We start from the raw sequence: 14,301 nt of genomic DNA on the forward strand, positions 1-14,301 counted from the left end.
AACCATATGTCTCGCCCATCAGTTGCCATCGCCTCGCTAGGAGGCACCATCAGCATGACGCCGTCGGATGCTGCCGGCGGGGTTGTCCCCAAGCTGGACGCCGCCCAGCTGGTCGCGGCCGTGCCGGGCCTGGGAGAACTGGCCGATATCTCCGCCGAGCCGCTCTTCCAGTTGCCGAGCGCTTCGCTGGGCCCCGAACAGTTGCTGGCCTGCCTGGCATGGGCCGAGGGCAAGGTTGCCGGCGGGGCGCGCGGCGTCGTCCTGACCCAGGGCACGGACACGATCGAGGAGACCGCCTTTTTCCTCGATCTGTATTGGCGCCACCCCGAGCCCTTGATCATTACCGGTGCGATGCGCACGCCGCTGGCCGCGGGAGCGGATGGCCCCGCCAACCTGCTGGCCGCCGTGCAGGTCGCCATGGACGACCAGAGCCGCGGGCGCGGCGTGCTGGTTGTCATGAACGACACCATTCACAGGGCGCGCTGGGTCTGCAAGTCGGATTCCCTGTCGGTCCAGACCTTCGTCTCGCCTGACGGCGGGCCCGCGGGGCGGGTGGTCGAGGGGCAGCCCGAGTACTTTCATCCGCCGGTCGACAGGCCGCTGGCAAGCCCGCCCACGCGGCGCTTTCCAAAGGTGGCGGTGGTGCCGGCGCTCCTGGGCGACGATGGCGATCTGGCCGTGGCTGCGCTTGATCTCGGCTACGAGGCAATCGTGGTTGCCGCGTTCGGCGCCGGGCACGTCTCCTTCGGCTTCGCCGAGCATGTCGCTCGCCTGTCCAAGGTGGTGCCGGTGGTGATCGCTAGCCGCACCGGGGCTGGGGCAACGGCCTCCCGAACCTATGGTTTCGCCGGCTCCGAAGTCGATCTGGCACGGCGCGGCGCCTTGCTTTCGAAGTGGCTCCATCCGTTGAAGGCGCGGCTGTTGCTAGGTGCGTTGCTGGCTGCCGGCACGCCGCGCGAGCAGATCCCGGACGCGTTTGCGAAGTGGGGTACACTGCCACGCCATTCGCCCATCCAACAGCAGCCCGTTCCTTGAAGACTTCGCCGAATCCCCCGTCCAGAGTGCAAGCCGCGCCTTCGCGCCGGCTGACTGCCTACCAGTATGCGGTGCAGACGTTGCGCGCCGACATCCTGCAAGGCCGCATGACCGCGGGCGAGCGCTTGCGCCAGGATGACCTCGCCAAGCGGCTGGAGATGAGCACTACGCCCGTTCGGGAAGCATTGCGCACGCTGATCTCCGAAGGGCTGGTGTTCTTCGACGCGCATCGTGGCGCGGTCGTGCGCGGCCTGACGCTGGATGATGTGCAGGAAATCTACCGGCTGCGCAAGGTGCTGGAGCCGATGATGGTCGAAGAGGCGGTCCGGGGCATCACGCCGGAAGATATCGCCCGGGCCGAGGCGTTCCATGCGGAGATGCTGCAGACGCAGGATGTCACGCGCTGGACCGAGCTGAACCTGGAGTTCCACGCGGCACTCTGGGCATCCCAGGAACACAGCAGGCTGGCCCACCTGGTCAAGACGCTGCGCGATTCGGCTGCGCCGTATATCTCGCTGTCGCTCTACATGAGCCCGGAACATATTGCGCAGAGCAATGCCGAGCATGCCGAAATCCTGTCCCAGTACAGGCAGCGCGATGCCGAGACCGCCAAGCGCCAGACCATCCATCACCTGGACGACACGCTGAAGATCATCGTGCGGGCGATCGATAGTTCCGATGCTGTGGACAACGGCGGGGCATAGCGCAGGCGCACCAGCGGGCGTTCGCTGCGAGCCCGCCGGGTGGTGGCAGGCAGGTGGCAGGCAGGTGGCAGGCAAAAAAATAGCCCACCTGATGGCGGGCTATATTTTTTCCTGGATATGCGGCATTCGAGCAGTATCCAGGCAATGCTGGCGGAGTGGACGGGACTCGAACCCGCGACCCCCGGCGTGACAGGCCGGTATTCTAACCAACTGAACTACCACTCCGCAGTGGCTGTGGAACCCGCTTGTTGCGGTTTCCGACGCTCGTGTTGAGGCTGCGCTTGGTGGCGTTGCTCTCGAAACTGGCGTCCCCAAGGGGATTCGAACCCCTGTACTCACCGTGAAAGGGTGATGTCCTAGGCCTCTAGACGATGGGGACTGAGACTTGCTCGCTACGTCATGTACATTTCGTGTCGCGAGGGGCGCGATTATAGCGCCCTTTTTTCGCGATGGGAAGCCCCTGTTTATTCTCCCCCGCAAATCGTCAAACGGCGCGCGCATCGCATAGCCGTATTTGCCAAGACAGGCGGCAGGGGCATGGCCACGATGCTGTCCATGCGGGATTGCCTGCGTCTCACGTTGACTCTCGCACTGACTCTCGACGCCATTGCCATGCCGACCCAATCCCATCCTGCCGGCCGCCTGATCGGCCCCACCGCCATCGGCGCCTTCGCGCTGCTGCTGTGGGCCACGCTTCCCCTGTTGACCGCCCAGGCCCGCCGCTTGCCGCCATTCGAATTGCTGGCGCTGAGCTTCGGCGTGGCATTCCTGTTGGGGCTGCCGTGGCTGGCGCTGCATCGGCGCACCGCTGCGCCATGCGAACCGCCAGGCAGCCGGGCCCGGGCATGGCTCTTCGCCTTCGGCGCCATCTTTCTCTATCACGCCCTGTATTTCTACGCGTTCGCGGTGATCCCGCCGGCCGAGGCCAGCTTGCTGGCCTATCTCTGGCCCTTGCTGATGGTGCTGTTCTGCGCGCTGGCGCCGGGTGGCGCCTTGGGCAGGCGGCAGGTCGCTGCCGCGATGCTGGGGTTCCTCGGCACCTTGCTGATCGTCAAGGGCACGCCGCAAGCCGCGCCGGCAGCCTTGCCGGCAGGCGCGCAGGCCGGCGCGGCGACGGGCTACCTGGCCGCGCTCGCATGCGCCCTGATCTGGTCGGGCTACTCGGTTGCCAACCGGCGCTACGGCGAGGTGCCAAGCACCACCATGGTCAGCGTGTGCGGGGCAGTGGCCCTGTGCGGTGTGTTGTGCCACCTTGCGCTGGAATCCACCGTGATGCCGAGCGCCGGCGAATGGCTCGCGGCGCTGCTGCTGGGCGTGGGGCCGACCGGCGTGGCCTTCGCAGCGTGGGACCACGGCACCAAGCACGGTCGCCTGGCGTTGCTGGGGGTGTTGTCATATGGCACGCCGCTGATGGCTACGCTGCTGCTGGTGTGGTTCGGCTTTGCCACGCTGACGTGGACGCTGGCAGGCGCGGCCGCACTCATCATCGGCGGCGCGGCGCTCGCGATGACTGGCCGGCGCACGTCCGCGCGCCGGCAATCGGCCTGATCGACAGGCACGTCATTGGCGCCGCCGCTCGCGCATGGGGCCGTCGGCGTCGATGCTGCCTCCCGCGCTAAGCGGCCCATCGACGTTGACCGGCCCGTTGACCAGCATGTTGCCTTCCACCACCAAGGGCCCGTGCACGGTGAGCGGGCCGTGAAACACCTTCTGCCGCCCTGCGCCAGGCGGCTGTCCATAGACCGGTGGGCGATTGGCAAACCAGGCTGCGGTCAGCGGGCCGTGCGCAAGGACGCTGCCGTCCACGGTCAGCGTGCCATGGACGGTGAGGGGGCCTTCCACCACCAGCGAGCCGCCGATGGTGAGCGGCCCGGATTCCACCGGCTGGCCATGTGCCGCCGCGGCTAGCCACAGGGATGCCGCCAGGATTGCGCGGGCCTGCCGGGCAATTTGCGATCTCATGACACCTCCCAAGGTGCGCGGCGCATTTGCCGCAAGCAGCTTCCAAGTTAGCGCGCGCGGCGGATAGGTGCAAGCCGCGCTCCGAGCCCTGTTCTTTTGCGGTGCGATCTGCCACCATTGCGCCCCTTCATTTCACGGCTCCCGATGAGCGCATCTACGTCATGGCTTCCAGCAAAGCACACCATGCCACCGGATGGGCGGCAGGCCTCGCCGCCGCCGCGGTGGTCGCCCAGTCCGGTGCCGGCGGCCCGTATCACATGGCCGCGGTGCTTGCCTTTTTTGCGGGCGCGGCCGGCGGCGGCGCGCCCGACTGGCTGGAGGTCGCCTGGTGGTCCAGATCCCGCCGGCTGTGGATCACTCACCGTACCTGGACGCACTGGGGCATCGCCTGGCTGGCGCTGCTGGTGTTTGCGCACCGCGCCCTGGGCGCGCATGCGCTGGCCGCGCCGGCATTCGGGTTTGCCTGTGGCGGGCTGATGCACTTGCTGGCCGATTGGCCCAACCCACTCGGCGTGCCCTGGATTCTCGGGCGGCATTCGCTGAACTGGTGGAAGAGCGGACGATGCGACCTGCTGGTGGTCGCGGCCTCGTGGATGGGCGCACTGGCGTTGTCACGCCACGTATGGTTCCACGGCGCGCACGGGCTGGACCTGTTCCAATACTTGCGGGCCTGGCACTTGCGGGTTTGAATGCCTGGGCGCGAGCGCCCGCACAAAAAAAGAGGCGGCCACAAGGGGCCGCCGATCGGGAATGTCGAGGGAGGCAATTCCCTCAGAGAAGGCTAACGGCGCGCCCAAGTGCCACATGAACCCCACCGACGTGGGGTGATGGCCTCGGCATATCGGGAAGTGGCCGGCGGCCAGCTTCAAGCCTCCAGGCAGGTCGCCGCCGTGCCGGGCTGGCTCGCGTCCGCGTCACGCCTTTGCCGGCGCACTGCCGCCACCAGTTCGTCATGCGCGGCGTCGAGCCATGTGGTGCGATGGCGCACAGGGTCTCGCGGGGAGAGTGCATCGACGCTGACCTCGCGCAGGAAGTACTTCACCATGCTGCCCGCGCGCGCGGGCACGGGCATCATGCCCAGCAGTTGCCGGCGCTGCAGCAGGCCGCGGTCGACGGCATGGCCCAGCGCGGCCCACGGAGTGCGCCCCAGCGCCAGGTAGAGCGCCTGGTCATCCATCTGCCTGAGCGCGCCGAGGAACAGGTTCTCGAACACCCTGCGCAGCATCGGCACCGCCATCAGCTCTTCCAGGTCGCCATCGAAAGCCAGGCCGCGCCGCGTGGTGGCATAGGGCAGCAAGGCCATCGGCTGCAGCCGCTCGAAACCATCATCCCAGAGCGATGCGGCATCGGACAGCCCGACCAGTTGCGCGATGCCGAAATGATCCAGCATGCGAATCAGGTTGGGCCGCACGAGCGGGCCGCCGAGTTCCACGCGCCGTTTGTTCTCGCGCTGGATGGTGCGCCCGGGCGCATGCCGCTGCAGCAGGCTCTCGGTCAGCTCCGCCGCTAGCTGCACGTGGGTGTGCCCGGGCGTGGTGCTCACCAATACCAGCCGAGCGCGCTCATGGCTGTGCTCGAACGGCACGTAGCACATCGCGTAGATGCCATCGCGATCCACCAGCACCGGCTTGTCGATCACGGCTGTCGCCGCTGCGCGCCGGATGCGCGCGCAGTACTCTTCCAGGTAATTCGCCAAAATGTCCCCGCCTCACCACGATTTCTCTCTGGTACAGCCGCCCTGTAGCCGGGCTTACCTTTGCTAGCATGGTAGGCGGCGGCCGGACGGCAGGCAAAGCGGGCGGTGCCGCTTCCTGCCTGTGGCAACACAGGGTGTGTGGGCCAGCGAACCAATCGCGCGGGTACACCATCCCAATGAAGGATGGACGCGACCGGGTTACCCGGGCATCGGTGGCGAACTCATGGCGAACGCTGGATCGATGGTTTGAAGGCTGGCGCGGGGATCAGTGCGCGGCATCGTGCTGGCCAACGGCATGCCGCGCCGCGGTGCGCGGCCGCGCCGAAGCGATCAGCAGCGCGGCGGTGGCGACAAAGGCGGGCAGCGAGAGCAGGCCGAAGATCTTGCCGAAGCTCCATCCCAAGCCCAGGATCTGCGCGCCCAGCAGCGCGCCGACGATGCCGCCAAAGCGCCCAATGCCCAGCATCCAGGCCACGCCGGTGGCCCGGCATTGCGTGGGATAGAAGCCGGCGGCCAGCGTGGGCATGGAGGATTGCGCGCCGTTCATGCAGGTGCCGGCGGCAAACACCAGCACGCCGAGCAGGAACACGTCCCCGGCGCCGTGGCCCACCGCATAGACCAGCGCGCCAGTCAGCGCGTAGGTGCCGGCCACGATGCGCCACGGATGGCCACGGTCCATCAGCCAGCCCACGGTCAGCGTACCGATGCCACCGCCCAGCGGGAACAGCGCGGTGATGAGCGCGGCCTTCTCGATCGGGTAGCCCGCGTCGGCGAACAGCGTCGGCAGCCAGCTCGTCAGCAGGTAGAAGATCAGCAGTCCCATAAAGTATGTGGTCCACAGCAACACGGTGCCGGTGCGGAACTGGGGCATCAGGATGGTGCGCAGCGAGGAAGCGCCGGTGGGCGCGGCCTCTTGCACATGAAAGCGTTCGTCGGCGCGCAGCACACCCGGGTGGACCTTGGACAACGCGGCAGCGATGCGCGCGTCCGGGGCCTTGCGTGCCACCAGGAAACGCACGGACTCTGGCAGCAAGAAGATCAGCAGCACGGCCAGCAGCAGCGGCGCTACGCCGCCCACCAGCAGCACCGAATGCCAGCCATAGTGCGGAATCAGCCAGGCCGCGGCAAAACCCCCGGCCGAGGAGCCCAGCGTAAAACCGCAGAACATGGCGTTGACCGCCAGCGAGCGCCGCCGCGTGGGCGCGTACTCCGACATCAGCGTGACCGCGTTCGGCATGGCCGCGCCCAGGCCAAGGCCGGTCAGGAAACGCAGGACCGTGAGCGCTTCGAGCGAGGTCGAAAAAGCCGATGCCACGCTCCAGCCGCCGAAGCACAGGACCGAGCCGACCAGCACGCCCTTGCGGCCAAAGCGGTCGGCCAGCGGCCCCGCCACCAGCGCGCCGGCAGCCAGGCCGAACAAGGCCGCGCTCATCACCGGCCCGAGATGGGCGCGGCTGACGCCCCATTCCTTGGCCAGCATCGGCGCGATAAAGCCGATCGCCGCGGTGTCGAAGCCATCGGCCGCGACAATCAGGAAGCACAGGATCAGGATGATCCACTGGAAGCGCGAGAACGGCTGGCTGTCGATGAACTGCTGGACGTCGATGCCGGCGCCGGGATGGCGCGCACGGTCAGGGGAGGCGGCCGGCTGGCCGCTGGTTGGGGGCGTCATGGTGCGGGTCTCCTGCTATGCCGCTCGTTGGCGGCGAATGCACTGGTTTTCTTGGTATCTCAAGGCGTGCCGCGTGGCATCGCGCGCGTATTCGGCGTATTCAATACGGCAGGCCGACGTAGTTCTCCGCCAGCGACATCTGGGCGGCACGCGAGCCTGTGAGGTAGTCCAGTTCGGCTTGCTGGATGCGCAGCGCGAAGTCATCGGCATCGGGGAAGCGATGCAGGAGCGATGTCATCCACCACGAGAAGCGCTCTGCCTTCCAGACCCGGCGCAGGCATTTCTGCGAGTACGCGTCCAGCTCGCTGGCATCGTCGTGCAGGTAGCGCGCGATCAGGCCGTCGGCCAGGTAGAGGACATCGCTGGCGGCCAGGTTCAGGCCCTTGGCGCCGGTTGGTGGCACGATATGCGCGGCGTCGCCCGCCAGGAACAGGTTGCCGAAGCGCATCGGCTCGCACACAAAGCTGCGTAACGGCGCGATGCTCTTTTCGATGCTTGCGCCCGTCACCAGCGCCTCGGCGGCGCTGGCGTCCAGCCGGCTGCGCAGTTCGTCCCAGAAGCGTCGATCGGACCAGTCCTCGACCCGTTCGTCGGCGCTTACCTGCACGTAATAGCGGCTACGCGTGAGCGAGCGCATGCTGCACAGCGCGAAGCCGCGCTCGTGGCTGGCATAGATCAGCTCATCGGCCACCGGCGGCGTGTCGGCGAGCACGCCGAGCCAGCCGAAGGGATAGACCCGCTCGAAGATGCGCTTGGATGGCTCGGGCACGCTGCGCCGCGTGACGCCATGAAAGCCGTCGCAGCCAGCGATGAAGTCGCAACGCAACGCATGCTGCTGGCCGTCCTTGAAATACCGCACCACGGGCGAGGCTGTATCGAAATCGTGCACGCTGACGTCTTGCGCGTCGTACACCGTGACGGCATTTACGGCCGCGCGGGCGACCATCAGATCGCGCGTGACTTCAGTCTGACCGTAGACCGTGACCGAGCGGCCAATCAACGCGTGGAAGTCGATGTGGTGGCGCTCGCCGCCATAGGACAGTTCGATGCCATGGTGAACCAGGCCGTCGTGCTGCAGGCGCTGCGCCACGCCAGCGCGCTCCAGCGCATCGGCGGTCACGCCTTCAAGGATGCCGGCGCGGATACGGCCGAGGATGTAGTCGGGGCTGCGTTGCTCGATGATAACTGCATCGATGCCGGCCTTGGCGAGCAGCTGCCCGAGCAGCAAGCCGGCGGGGCCGGCGCCGATGATGGCGACTTGTGTGCGCATCGCGTGTCTCCTGGTGCGGGATGGGGATTGTTATTGCACGTAACTATTGAACGTAACAATAGCGGCGCCAGGGACGGGAGGGAATAGACGGAACGAACCATCAACAGGACAAAACGAACATCCGCATCTGGCGCGGAATGTGCCGAGATGTCCTGTCGATGCTGGGGAAAACCCTAGATTATGGGTTGAATTTAGCCGGAATTGTGATATTCGCCGGTGTGCGCGGCGACGCGTCCGAGCGCGCCGGCCGCGCGCGACAGCCTTCACATTTCATACATGTCGCCGCGCTTCAACGGCCCGAGCGCTGTTCCTTGCGGCAAGCCTTGCAAATGTGTTCAAGGCCGTCCTGGCGGCGCGTGTCCCGCGCGAAGAACTCGCCGTCAGCCGGCCAGTGCTCTGCGCAGTGACGGCACAGCTTGAGCAGGCCGATATCGGACATCAGGACGTCGCCGCAGGCAACGTTCGCTCGCACGGCGCGAGCACGGCGCGTGGGGCTCGTGCGCGGTGGGGGCGTGTCTTGCATGGCGCCTGTGGTGAGGGCGCCGTGGCTCTCGCGCGGCATGGCGGCGTGATCGTACATGGTCTCTCCTTGCCTTGGAAATGGCGGAAATGGGCCAGTGATGATTGGGGTGCGCAGCCGGATCCGGCCGCGCCGCTGAAATACCCCGTTACGAAATGGCGTGTGGTTGATGGTCCGATAGCTGTCCGATAGCTCGGTGAATCGATGACGGAGCGATGAGATGCCCGCCTGCGTGCTGTTGTGGCTTACTGGGGCAACATGCCCGCGCAGGCCATCAGCAGCCATCCGATGGCGGTACATCCGCCCAGCCAGCCGAGCAGCACCAACACGATGGTGGACCACTTCATCGGGGCCGCCGCGCTTGCGCGGCAGGAAGTCGGGTTGCGTGAGAAAGGGAGCGGCTCATGCGTACTTTCCTTGGAATGGCAAGACCAGGCTTGCTCAAGGGGGGCAGCTTAGCGATCCTGCGGTGTCAATGTATGTCCGGGTTGTAAGGAAATGTGCACGCGCAAATGTGCCGCGCCCCGGCATTGCCTACGAACACCTTTGCCGCCTGGACCCACTACGGGAACGCGCGAGGCCAGCGCCTGGGAAGGCGCCTTCCCGGGCAATCGGGAGCCTGCCTATAATGCCGGATCCGACACCCAGCCCACCGCGCACGGCGCCAAGGCCAGCCATGACGATCCTGCTCGATACCTCCATTTCGCACACACTGGATACCCTGGTTGAGCGCGTCGCGGCGATGCCCGGCGTACGCGTGCAAGCCTGGGTCTTCGACGACATCGCCACGCGCCGCGCGGCCGAGCAGCGGCTTGCCGCCGCTGGCGTGCAGGCGGCGATCCACAGCGCTTACAAGCCGCTGCTGCATTTCTTCCTCGAGGCGTTGGCGCTGGAACACGACGGCGGCCGCCTCGCCGCCGCGGGCGAGATCTCCGTGCGCCTGCCCGCGGCTACAACGGCGGGACAGTCGCAGCGCTTCCGGCTCGAAACCTATCCGCTCGCCGGCATGCTGCCGCAAGGCAGCCTTCGCCTGAGCGACGGAGACGACGAAGGCCACTATGTCGTCGAACTGGACGGCATCGCCCACCGTGTGTTCGTGCCGCTCGCGGAGTCTGGCGCGCCGTGCGGGTGGCTGCGCCTGTCGCGTGATGGCGCCGTGCTGGAGGACGGCCCGCTCGCCACCGAGTACGAACTGGCATTCGCCGCAGCCATGGATGCGATCCGCGGCCATGCCTGGGGCCGGCAGGGGCCCTATTTCGATGTGCTTCGCATTGCCATCGACACGGGCGGCATCGAATGCCGGCTGTCCTACCAGGACGAGTGCATCAGTACGCGCGAGGCCCTGCACGAGGACCTGTATTTCTCCGTTCTGGAGTTCTTCCAGGATCGCGCCGGCTTGCCGCGCGGCGATCGCACCTTGCAACCCGGCCAGATCGTGCCCGAGATCCGCCACGCGCAGGGTGCCACGCGGGTGCGGGTGGCATTGTTGCCGCACCCGCGCGTCGCGGCCGCGACGCCGGCCGACGCGGCTGCGGCCCCTCTGTCCCCGAGTGCGCTCGCCGCGCTCTCGCAGCCCCTGACGCCGGAGGAGGCCGCCGTCGAGATGCATGCCCTGGGCGGAAAGCGCTTCAGCGTGCTTTCCACGCAGGGGCGCGTGGTCCACGGCACCCACATCCAAGGCGCGCTGCCCGGGCTGGTGATTTCCGGTGGCCAGCATGCCAACGAAACGTCCGGCGTGGTCGGGGCGCTGCGCGCGGCACAGGCGCTCAAGCAGCGCCCGCATGCGCACTTTGCCCTGATCGCTTTGGAGAACCCGGATGGCGCAGCCTTGCATGTGCAGTTGCGCGAGGACAATCCGCGCCATATGTCGCATGCCGCGCGCTACACCGCGCTGGGCGACGACCTGGAGGCACGCACAGCGCCGCCCTTCGTGGAGAAAGCGGCCCGGCTGGAAGCCATCGAGCGCACCGGTGCCGGGTTGCACATGAGCCTGCACGGCTACCCCGCCCACGAATGGACGCGGCCGCTTACCGGCTACGTGCCGCCGGGCTTCGAGACCTGGACCATTCCCAAGGGCTTTTTCCTGATCTTGCGCCACCACGCCGGGCGCGATGGCATGGCGTTCATGCAGGCGCTGACTGCGCAACTGGCGGCTTCGCCGGATCTGGCTGCGTTCAATGCCCGCCAGCTGGCGACGTGGGGCAACCACGCCGGTGAGGTGCCGTTCCCGGTGCTAAACGGCATTCCCTGCATGATCTTCGAGGATTCCCGGTCAACGGTGCCGTTCACGCTGGTCACCGAATTCCCCGACCAGACGGTCTATGGCGATGCGTTTCGCCTGGCGCACACCACCCAGATGCGGGCGGTGCTGGCGGCGGCGGAGCTGTATTGGGCGGGTTTGCTGGGTTGACGGGGCGCGTTGCGCGCCGTTAGTGGATCGTGCGTGTCACCTTGGCGTGCGGCACCTCTGCCGCCGCCGTGCTTTCAGGCGTTGCGCCTTCGTCCTGCTCGATCATGGTGGCCGCGAGGCTGAGCGCAGCCTGCATCTCTTCGTGCGACAGGCCGGAAGATAGCGCAAGCCGCACCGCCAGGGACGCCAGTCGGGCAACTTCATAACTCGGGATGCTCATCTCAGCTCCTTGTCCTTGTGTCAATGCTTGTGTCAACGCCATGGCAAGCCCTGCCGCGCCGGGCGGCAGGGGCGCCGGCGCGCCATATCGGCATATTCGGCCGCCCGCGCATGCTCGCGCCGGCGCCTGTCAATCTCCAGTATGGTTCACGGCGAGCTTCGCCGCCTGAAGAGAATCCAGCAATGCTGCGTCGCCTCAGGCGGGCAGGAAGCCTTCCACGGTGAGATAGCGCTCGCCGGTGTCGTAGTTGAAGCCCAGCACGGTGGCGCCGGCCGGCAGGTCCGGCAGCTTCTGCGCGATCGCGGCCAGGGTGGCGCCTGACGAAATGCCCACCAGCATGCCTTCCTCGCGCGCGGCGCGGCGCGCCATTTCGCGCGCCGGCTCGGCGTCGACCTGGATCACGCCATCAAGCAGGACGGTATCCAGGTTGCGGGGAATGAAGCCAGCGCCGATGCCCTGGATCGGGTGGGGCGCGGGCGCGCCGCCGGAAATGACCGGTGAGGCGACCGGCTCGACGGCATAGACCTTCAGCGCGGGCCATTTTTGCTTGAGCACGCGGGCGCAGCCGGTGATATGGCCGCCCGTGCCCACGCCAGTGATCAGGGCATCGATGCCCTGCGGGAAGTCCGCAAGGATCTCCAGCGCGGTGGTGTTGACGTGGACCTCGATATTGGCGGGGTTCTCGAACTGCTGCGGCATCCAGGCGCCCGGTGTGGCCGCCACCAGCTCCTCGGCACGGGCGATGGCGCCCTTCATGCCCTTTTCGCGCGGGGTCAGGTCGAAGGTGGCGCCGTAGGCCAGCATCAGGCGGCGGCGTTCCACCGACATGCTGTCCGGCATCACCAGCACCAGCTTGTAGCCCTTGACCGCCGCCACCATGGCCAGGCCGATCCCGGTATTGCCCGAGGTGGGCTCGATGATGGTGCCGCCCGGCTTGAGCACGCCGGATTGCTCGGCCGCCTCGACCATCGACAGCGCGATGCGGTCCTTGATGGAGCCTCCCGGGTTGGCGCGCTCGGACTTGATCCAGACCTGATGGGTATCGCCAAAGAGCCGCTGAACACGGATATGGGGCGTATTGCCAATGGTCTGCAGGATATTGTCGGCCTTCATTTAGGATCTCCAGGAATGGTTTCGAACCGGACTAGCAAACGGGTCCGGACAAGCATGCACTGGAGGATTCTAGCGGGCGGCGCGTCGGCAATGCGATTTCGCCGTCATATTGGCGCGCGCCAGCGCCTAGTGGCAGGCCTCGGTGCGCGTGGGCAGGCAGCGCTTAGGCGCCGGCAGCGCTTCCAGCTCGGAGGCGAGCACGACCCGGCTGCGGCCACGCCGCTTGGCTTCATACAAGGCGCGGTCCGCGCTGCCAAACAGCTTGTCCCAGGTGGCGGCCCCACCGTCCTCGCGCTCGCGGATCTGCGCAACGCCGATGCTGGCGCTGGCGAACCCGCCAAGCTCGTGGGGCAACGCGATGGCGCGGATGCCACGCAGGATGCGGTTGGCCAGCAGGAGGGCATCGGCTTCAGTGGTATGCGGGCAAAGCACGCAGAACTCCTCACCGCCGTAGCGGCCCGCGAGGTCCGCGCCGCGGTGCGTTTCCTTCAGGACGCGGCCGATCTGCTGCAGGATGCGGTCGCCGGCGCGGTGGCCGCTGCTGTCGTTGATGTACTTGAAGCGGTCGATGTCGATCACCAGGCAGCTCAGCGGATGGCCGTGGCGGTTGAATTCAGCGGCCAGCACCATCGCCGCGCCATCCACGGCACCGCGGTTCAGCAGCCCCGTCAATGCATCGAGGCGTGCCTGCTTCTCCTGCTCGGCCAGCATGGCTTCCATGGTCATCAGCGTGAAGCCCGCCAGGCCAGCGAGGATCGCGACAAAAGCGGGCAGCAGCCGCAGCAGGAGCAAGGCTTCGGCACTCAGGGCTGGCACGGGGGCACCGGCTTCCAGCATCGCATACAGCCCGCAGCATTGCGCCAGCAGTTGCAGGCCGCACGCGGCAAGCACCAGCGGGCGGCTGCGGCGGGTCAGCGCAAGCGGGCGCCGCAGCAGGCAGGCCAGGGTGAAGCAGGCGGTAATGGCGGCTACCACGTAGCCGGTGACTTCGGCCAGGCGGCTGCCGCTGTCCAGAGCGCCGGCAGCCAGCACCGCAAAGATGGCAAGCACGCCGGCAGCGAGCGGCACGGGGGCCGAAGGGCGGTCGCCGGTCAGCGATATGCCGCGATGGATCAGCAACTGGGCGGCCACGCCCAGGGCGGGCGCCACCAGCAGGAACCATGCGGGCCCGCCGCGCGCGTCGATCACCAACAGGCCCGCGGCGCAGGCCAGCACCTGGCCTGCGACCCATGCGCGGCCTACGGCGCTCTGGCGCAAAGCCAGCATCAGGGCCGCGAGGATGATTTGCGTGGCGGTGAACAGGACAAGCAGTGCCATCACGGCAGTGCCCTCATCTGACTGCATGAGATCCCCATCGAGTTCGGCGCAGCATCGCTGCGCAGGAGTTTGCCTTCGAAGGTGGGTTCGCGCGTATTGCGTATCGCGTACTGCGTGGAGCCCGTGCGTGAGCCAGCTCGTGACTTGCGACATTCCCGAATGCGGCGTCCGGCCGGTGCTTGTCCGGGTCCATTCCTGCCGATGTGAAGATGTTTTTTTGTTTGAGAAAATTCTACACAGCGCCGCGCTGGAAGTGCCCCGTATTCGCGGCGCGTGACAATTGTTGACATTGGCCTCAAAGCGCGTGATCTACCATTCGCTTCGCTTGCTGCGCTGGTCGCCACGGACCGTTGTATTCCGGCCCAAGCTATCGCGTGATTCC

At 67.1% G+C, this 14,301-nt stretch carries 13 protein-coding genes and 2 tRNA genes; 5 read left to right on the top strand and 10 right to left on the bottom strand.

The genetic code is table 11. The features are described from left to right. Window positions 1-6 precede the first annotated feature (6 nt). Both AC1Q7Q_RS08735 and AC1Q7Q_RS08740 read left to right on the top strand, forming a co-directional pair. Window positions 7-1,035, top strand: coding sequence for an asparaginase (locus AC1Q7Q_RS08735; protein WP_492370565.1), 1,029 nt, complete (start codon window positions 7-9; stop codon window positions 1,033-1,035). Next, window positions 1,032-1,739, top strand: coding sequence for a GntR family transcriptional regulator (locus AC1Q7Q_RS08740; protein WP_492370564.1), 708 nt, complete (start codon window positions 1,032-1,034; stop codon window positions 1,737-1,739). The genes AC1Q7Q_RS08735 and AC1Q7Q_RS08740 overlap by 4 nt, the downstream gene beginning before the upstream one ends. Window positions 1,740-1,887: 148 nt before the next feature. Here AC1Q7Q_RS08740 and AC1Q7Q_RS08745 read toward each other — a convergent pair. Then, window positions 1,888-1,964, bottom strand: a tRNA-Asp gene (locus AC1Q7Q_RS08745). A gap of 78 nt (window positions 1,965-2,042) precedes the next feature. Beyond that, window positions 2,043-2,118: transfer RNA gene (locus AC1Q7Q_RS08750), tRNA-Glu, on the bottom strand. A gap of 158 nt (window positions 2,119-2,276) precedes the next feature. On the opposite strand from AC1Q7Q_RS08750, the gene AC1Q7Q_RS08755 reads away from it, so the two are divergent. Continuing rightward, window positions 2,277-3,287: a DMT family transporter gene (locus AC1Q7Q_RS08755; protein ID WP_492370563.1), complete on the top strand. Its 1,011-nt coding sequence runs from the start codon at window positions 2,277-2,279 to the stop codon at window positions 3,285-3,287. 12 nt (window positions 3,288-3,299) lie between these two features. Here AC1Q7Q_RS08755 and AC1Q7Q_RS08760 read toward each other — a convergent pair whose 3' ends face one another. Next, window positions 3,300-3,701, bottom strand: a complete 402-nt coding sequence (locus AC1Q7Q_RS08760; RefSeq protein WP_183037134.1) for a hypothetical protein — start codon at window positions 3,699-3,701, stop codon at window positions 3,300-3,302. Between the two features lie 161 nt (window positions 3,702-3,862). Between AC1Q7Q_RS08760 and AC1Q7Q_RS08765 the strand changes: the two genes are divergently transcribed. Next, window positions 3,863-4,390, top strand: a complete 528-nt coding sequence (locus AC1Q7Q_RS08765) for a metal-dependent hydrolase (protein WP_492370562.1) — start codon at window positions 3,863-3,865, stop codon at window positions 4,388-4,390. A 176-nt stretch (window positions 4,391-4,566) separates the two neighbouring features. On the opposite strand, the gene AC1Q7Q_RS08770 is transcribed toward AC1Q7Q_RS08765, so the two are convergent. The 4 genes from AC1Q7Q_RS08770 to AC1Q7Q_RS08785 form a co-directional block, all read right to left on the bottom strand. Next, window positions 4,567-5,397 carry a hypothetical protein gene (locus AC1Q7Q_RS08770; protein ID WP_492370561.1) on the bottom strand — a complete coding sequence of 277 codons (831 nt, stop codon included), beginning with the start codon at window positions 5,395-5,397 and terminating at the stop codon, window positions 4,567-4,569. Between the two features lie 265 nt (window positions 5,398-5,662). Next, window positions 5,663-7,069 carry an MFS transporter gene (locus AC1Q7Q_RS08775; RefSeq protein WP_492370560.1) on the bottom strand — a complete coding sequence of 469 codons (1,407 nt, stop codon included), beginning with the start codon at window positions 7,067-7,069 and terminating at the stop codon, window positions 5,663-5,665. Between the two features lie 100 nt (window positions 7,070-7,169). Continuing rightward, the gene (gene pobA / locus AC1Q7Q_RS08780; RefSeq protein WP_492370559.1) at window positions 7,170-8,339 is read right to left on the bottom strand and encodes a 4-hydroxybenzoate 3-monooxygenase; all 1,170 of its coding nucleotides are present in this window, start codon (window positions 8,337-8,339) and stop codon (window positions 7,170-7,172) included. Between the two features lie 289 nt (window positions 8,340-8,628). Then, the gene (locus tag AC1Q7Q_RS08785; protein WP_492370558.1) at window positions 8,629-8,919 is read right to left on the bottom strand and encodes a hypothetical protein; all 291 of its coding nucleotides are present in this window, start codon (window positions 8,917-8,919) and stop codon (window positions 8,629-8,631) included. A 616-nt stretch (window positions 8,920-9,535) separates the two neighbouring features. Between AC1Q7Q_RS08785 and AC1Q7Q_RS08790 the strand changes: the two genes are divergently transcribed. Next, the gene (locus AC1Q7Q_RS08790; RefSeq protein WP_492370557.1) at window positions 9,536-11,269 is read left to right on the top strand and encodes a M14 family metallopeptidase; all 1,734 of its coding nucleotides are present in this window, start codon (window positions 9,536-9,538) and stop codon (window positions 11,267-11,269) included. Window positions 11,270-11,288: 19 nt separating this feature from the next. On the opposite strand, the gene AC1Q7Q_RS08795 is transcribed toward AC1Q7Q_RS08790, so the two are convergent. The 3 genes from AC1Q7Q_RS08795 to AC1Q7Q_RS08805 form a co-directional block, all read right to left on the bottom strand. Continuing rightward, window positions 11,289-11,489, bottom strand: coding sequence for a hypothetical protein (locus tag AC1Q7Q_RS08795; RefSeq protein ID WP_492370556.1), 201 nt, complete (start codon window positions 11,487-11,489; stop codon window positions 11,289-11,291). A 195-nt stretch (window positions 11,490-11,684) separates the two neighbouring features. Then, the gene (gene cysK / locus AC1Q7Q_RS08800) at window positions 11,685-12,602 is read right to left on the bottom strand and encodes a cysteine synthase A (protein WP_441636112.1); all 918 of its coding nucleotides are present in this window, start codon (window positions 12,600-12,602) and stop codon (window positions 11,685-11,687) included. 126 nt (window positions 12,603-12,728) lie between these two features. Next, window positions 12,729-13,946, bottom strand: a complete 1,218-nt coding sequence (locus AC1Q7Q_RS08805; protein WP_492370555.1) for a GGDEF domain-containing protein — start codon at window positions 13,944-13,946, stop codon at window positions 12,729-12,731. Window positions 13,947-14,301 lie beyond the last annotated feature (355 nt).

This window comes from Cupriavidus sp. GW823-FHT07A04, from assembly GCF_058794615.1.

Bases quoted from the DNA above. Each gene is read 5' to 3' on its own strand.
- AC1Q7Q_RS08735 (WP_492370565.1), top strand. From the start codon at position 7: ATGTCTCGCCCATCAGTTGCCATCGCCTCGCTAGGAGGCACCATCAGC.
- AC1Q7Q_RS08755 (WP_492370563.1), top strand. From the start codon at position 2,277: ATGGCCACGATGCTGTCCATGCGGGATTGCCTGCGTCTCACGTTGACT.
- AC1Q7Q_RS08760 (WP_183037134.1), bottom strand. From the start codon at position 3,701: ATGAGATCGCAAATTGCCCGGCAGGCCCGCGCAATCCTGGCGGCATCC.
- AC1Q7Q_RS08765 (WP_492370562.1), top strand. From the start codon at position 3,863: ATGGCTTCCAGCAAAGCACACCATGCCACCGGATGGGCGGCAGGCCTC.
- AC1Q7Q_RS08775 (WP_492370560.1), bottom strand. From the start codon at position 7,069: ATGACGCCCCCAACCAGCGGCCAGCCGGCCGCCTCCCCTGACCGTGCG.
- pobA (WP_492370559.1), bottom strand. From the start codon at position 8,339: ATGCGCACACAAGTCGCCATCATCGGCGCCGGCCCCGCCGGCTTGCTG.
- AC1Q7Q_RS08785 (WP_492370558.1), bottom strand. From the start codon at position 8,919: ATGTACGATCACGCCGCCATGCCGCGCGAGAGCCACGGCGCCCTCACC.
- AC1Q7Q_RS08790 (WP_492370557.1), top strand. From the start codon at position 9,536: ATGACGATCCTGCTCGATACCTCCATTTCGCACACACTGGATACCCTG.
- AC1Q7Q_RS08795 (WP_492370556.1), bottom strand. From the start codon at position 11,489: ATGAGCATCCCGAGTTATGAAGTTGCCCGACTGGCGTCCCTGGCGGTG.
- cysK (WP_441636112.1), bottom strand. From the start codon at position 12,602: ATGAAGGCCGACAATATCCTGCAGACCATTGGCAATACGCCCCATATC.
- AC1Q7Q_RS08805 (WP_492370555.1), bottom strand. From the start codon at position 13,946: ATGCAGTCAGATGAGGGCACTGCCGTGATGGCACTGCTTGTCCTGTTC.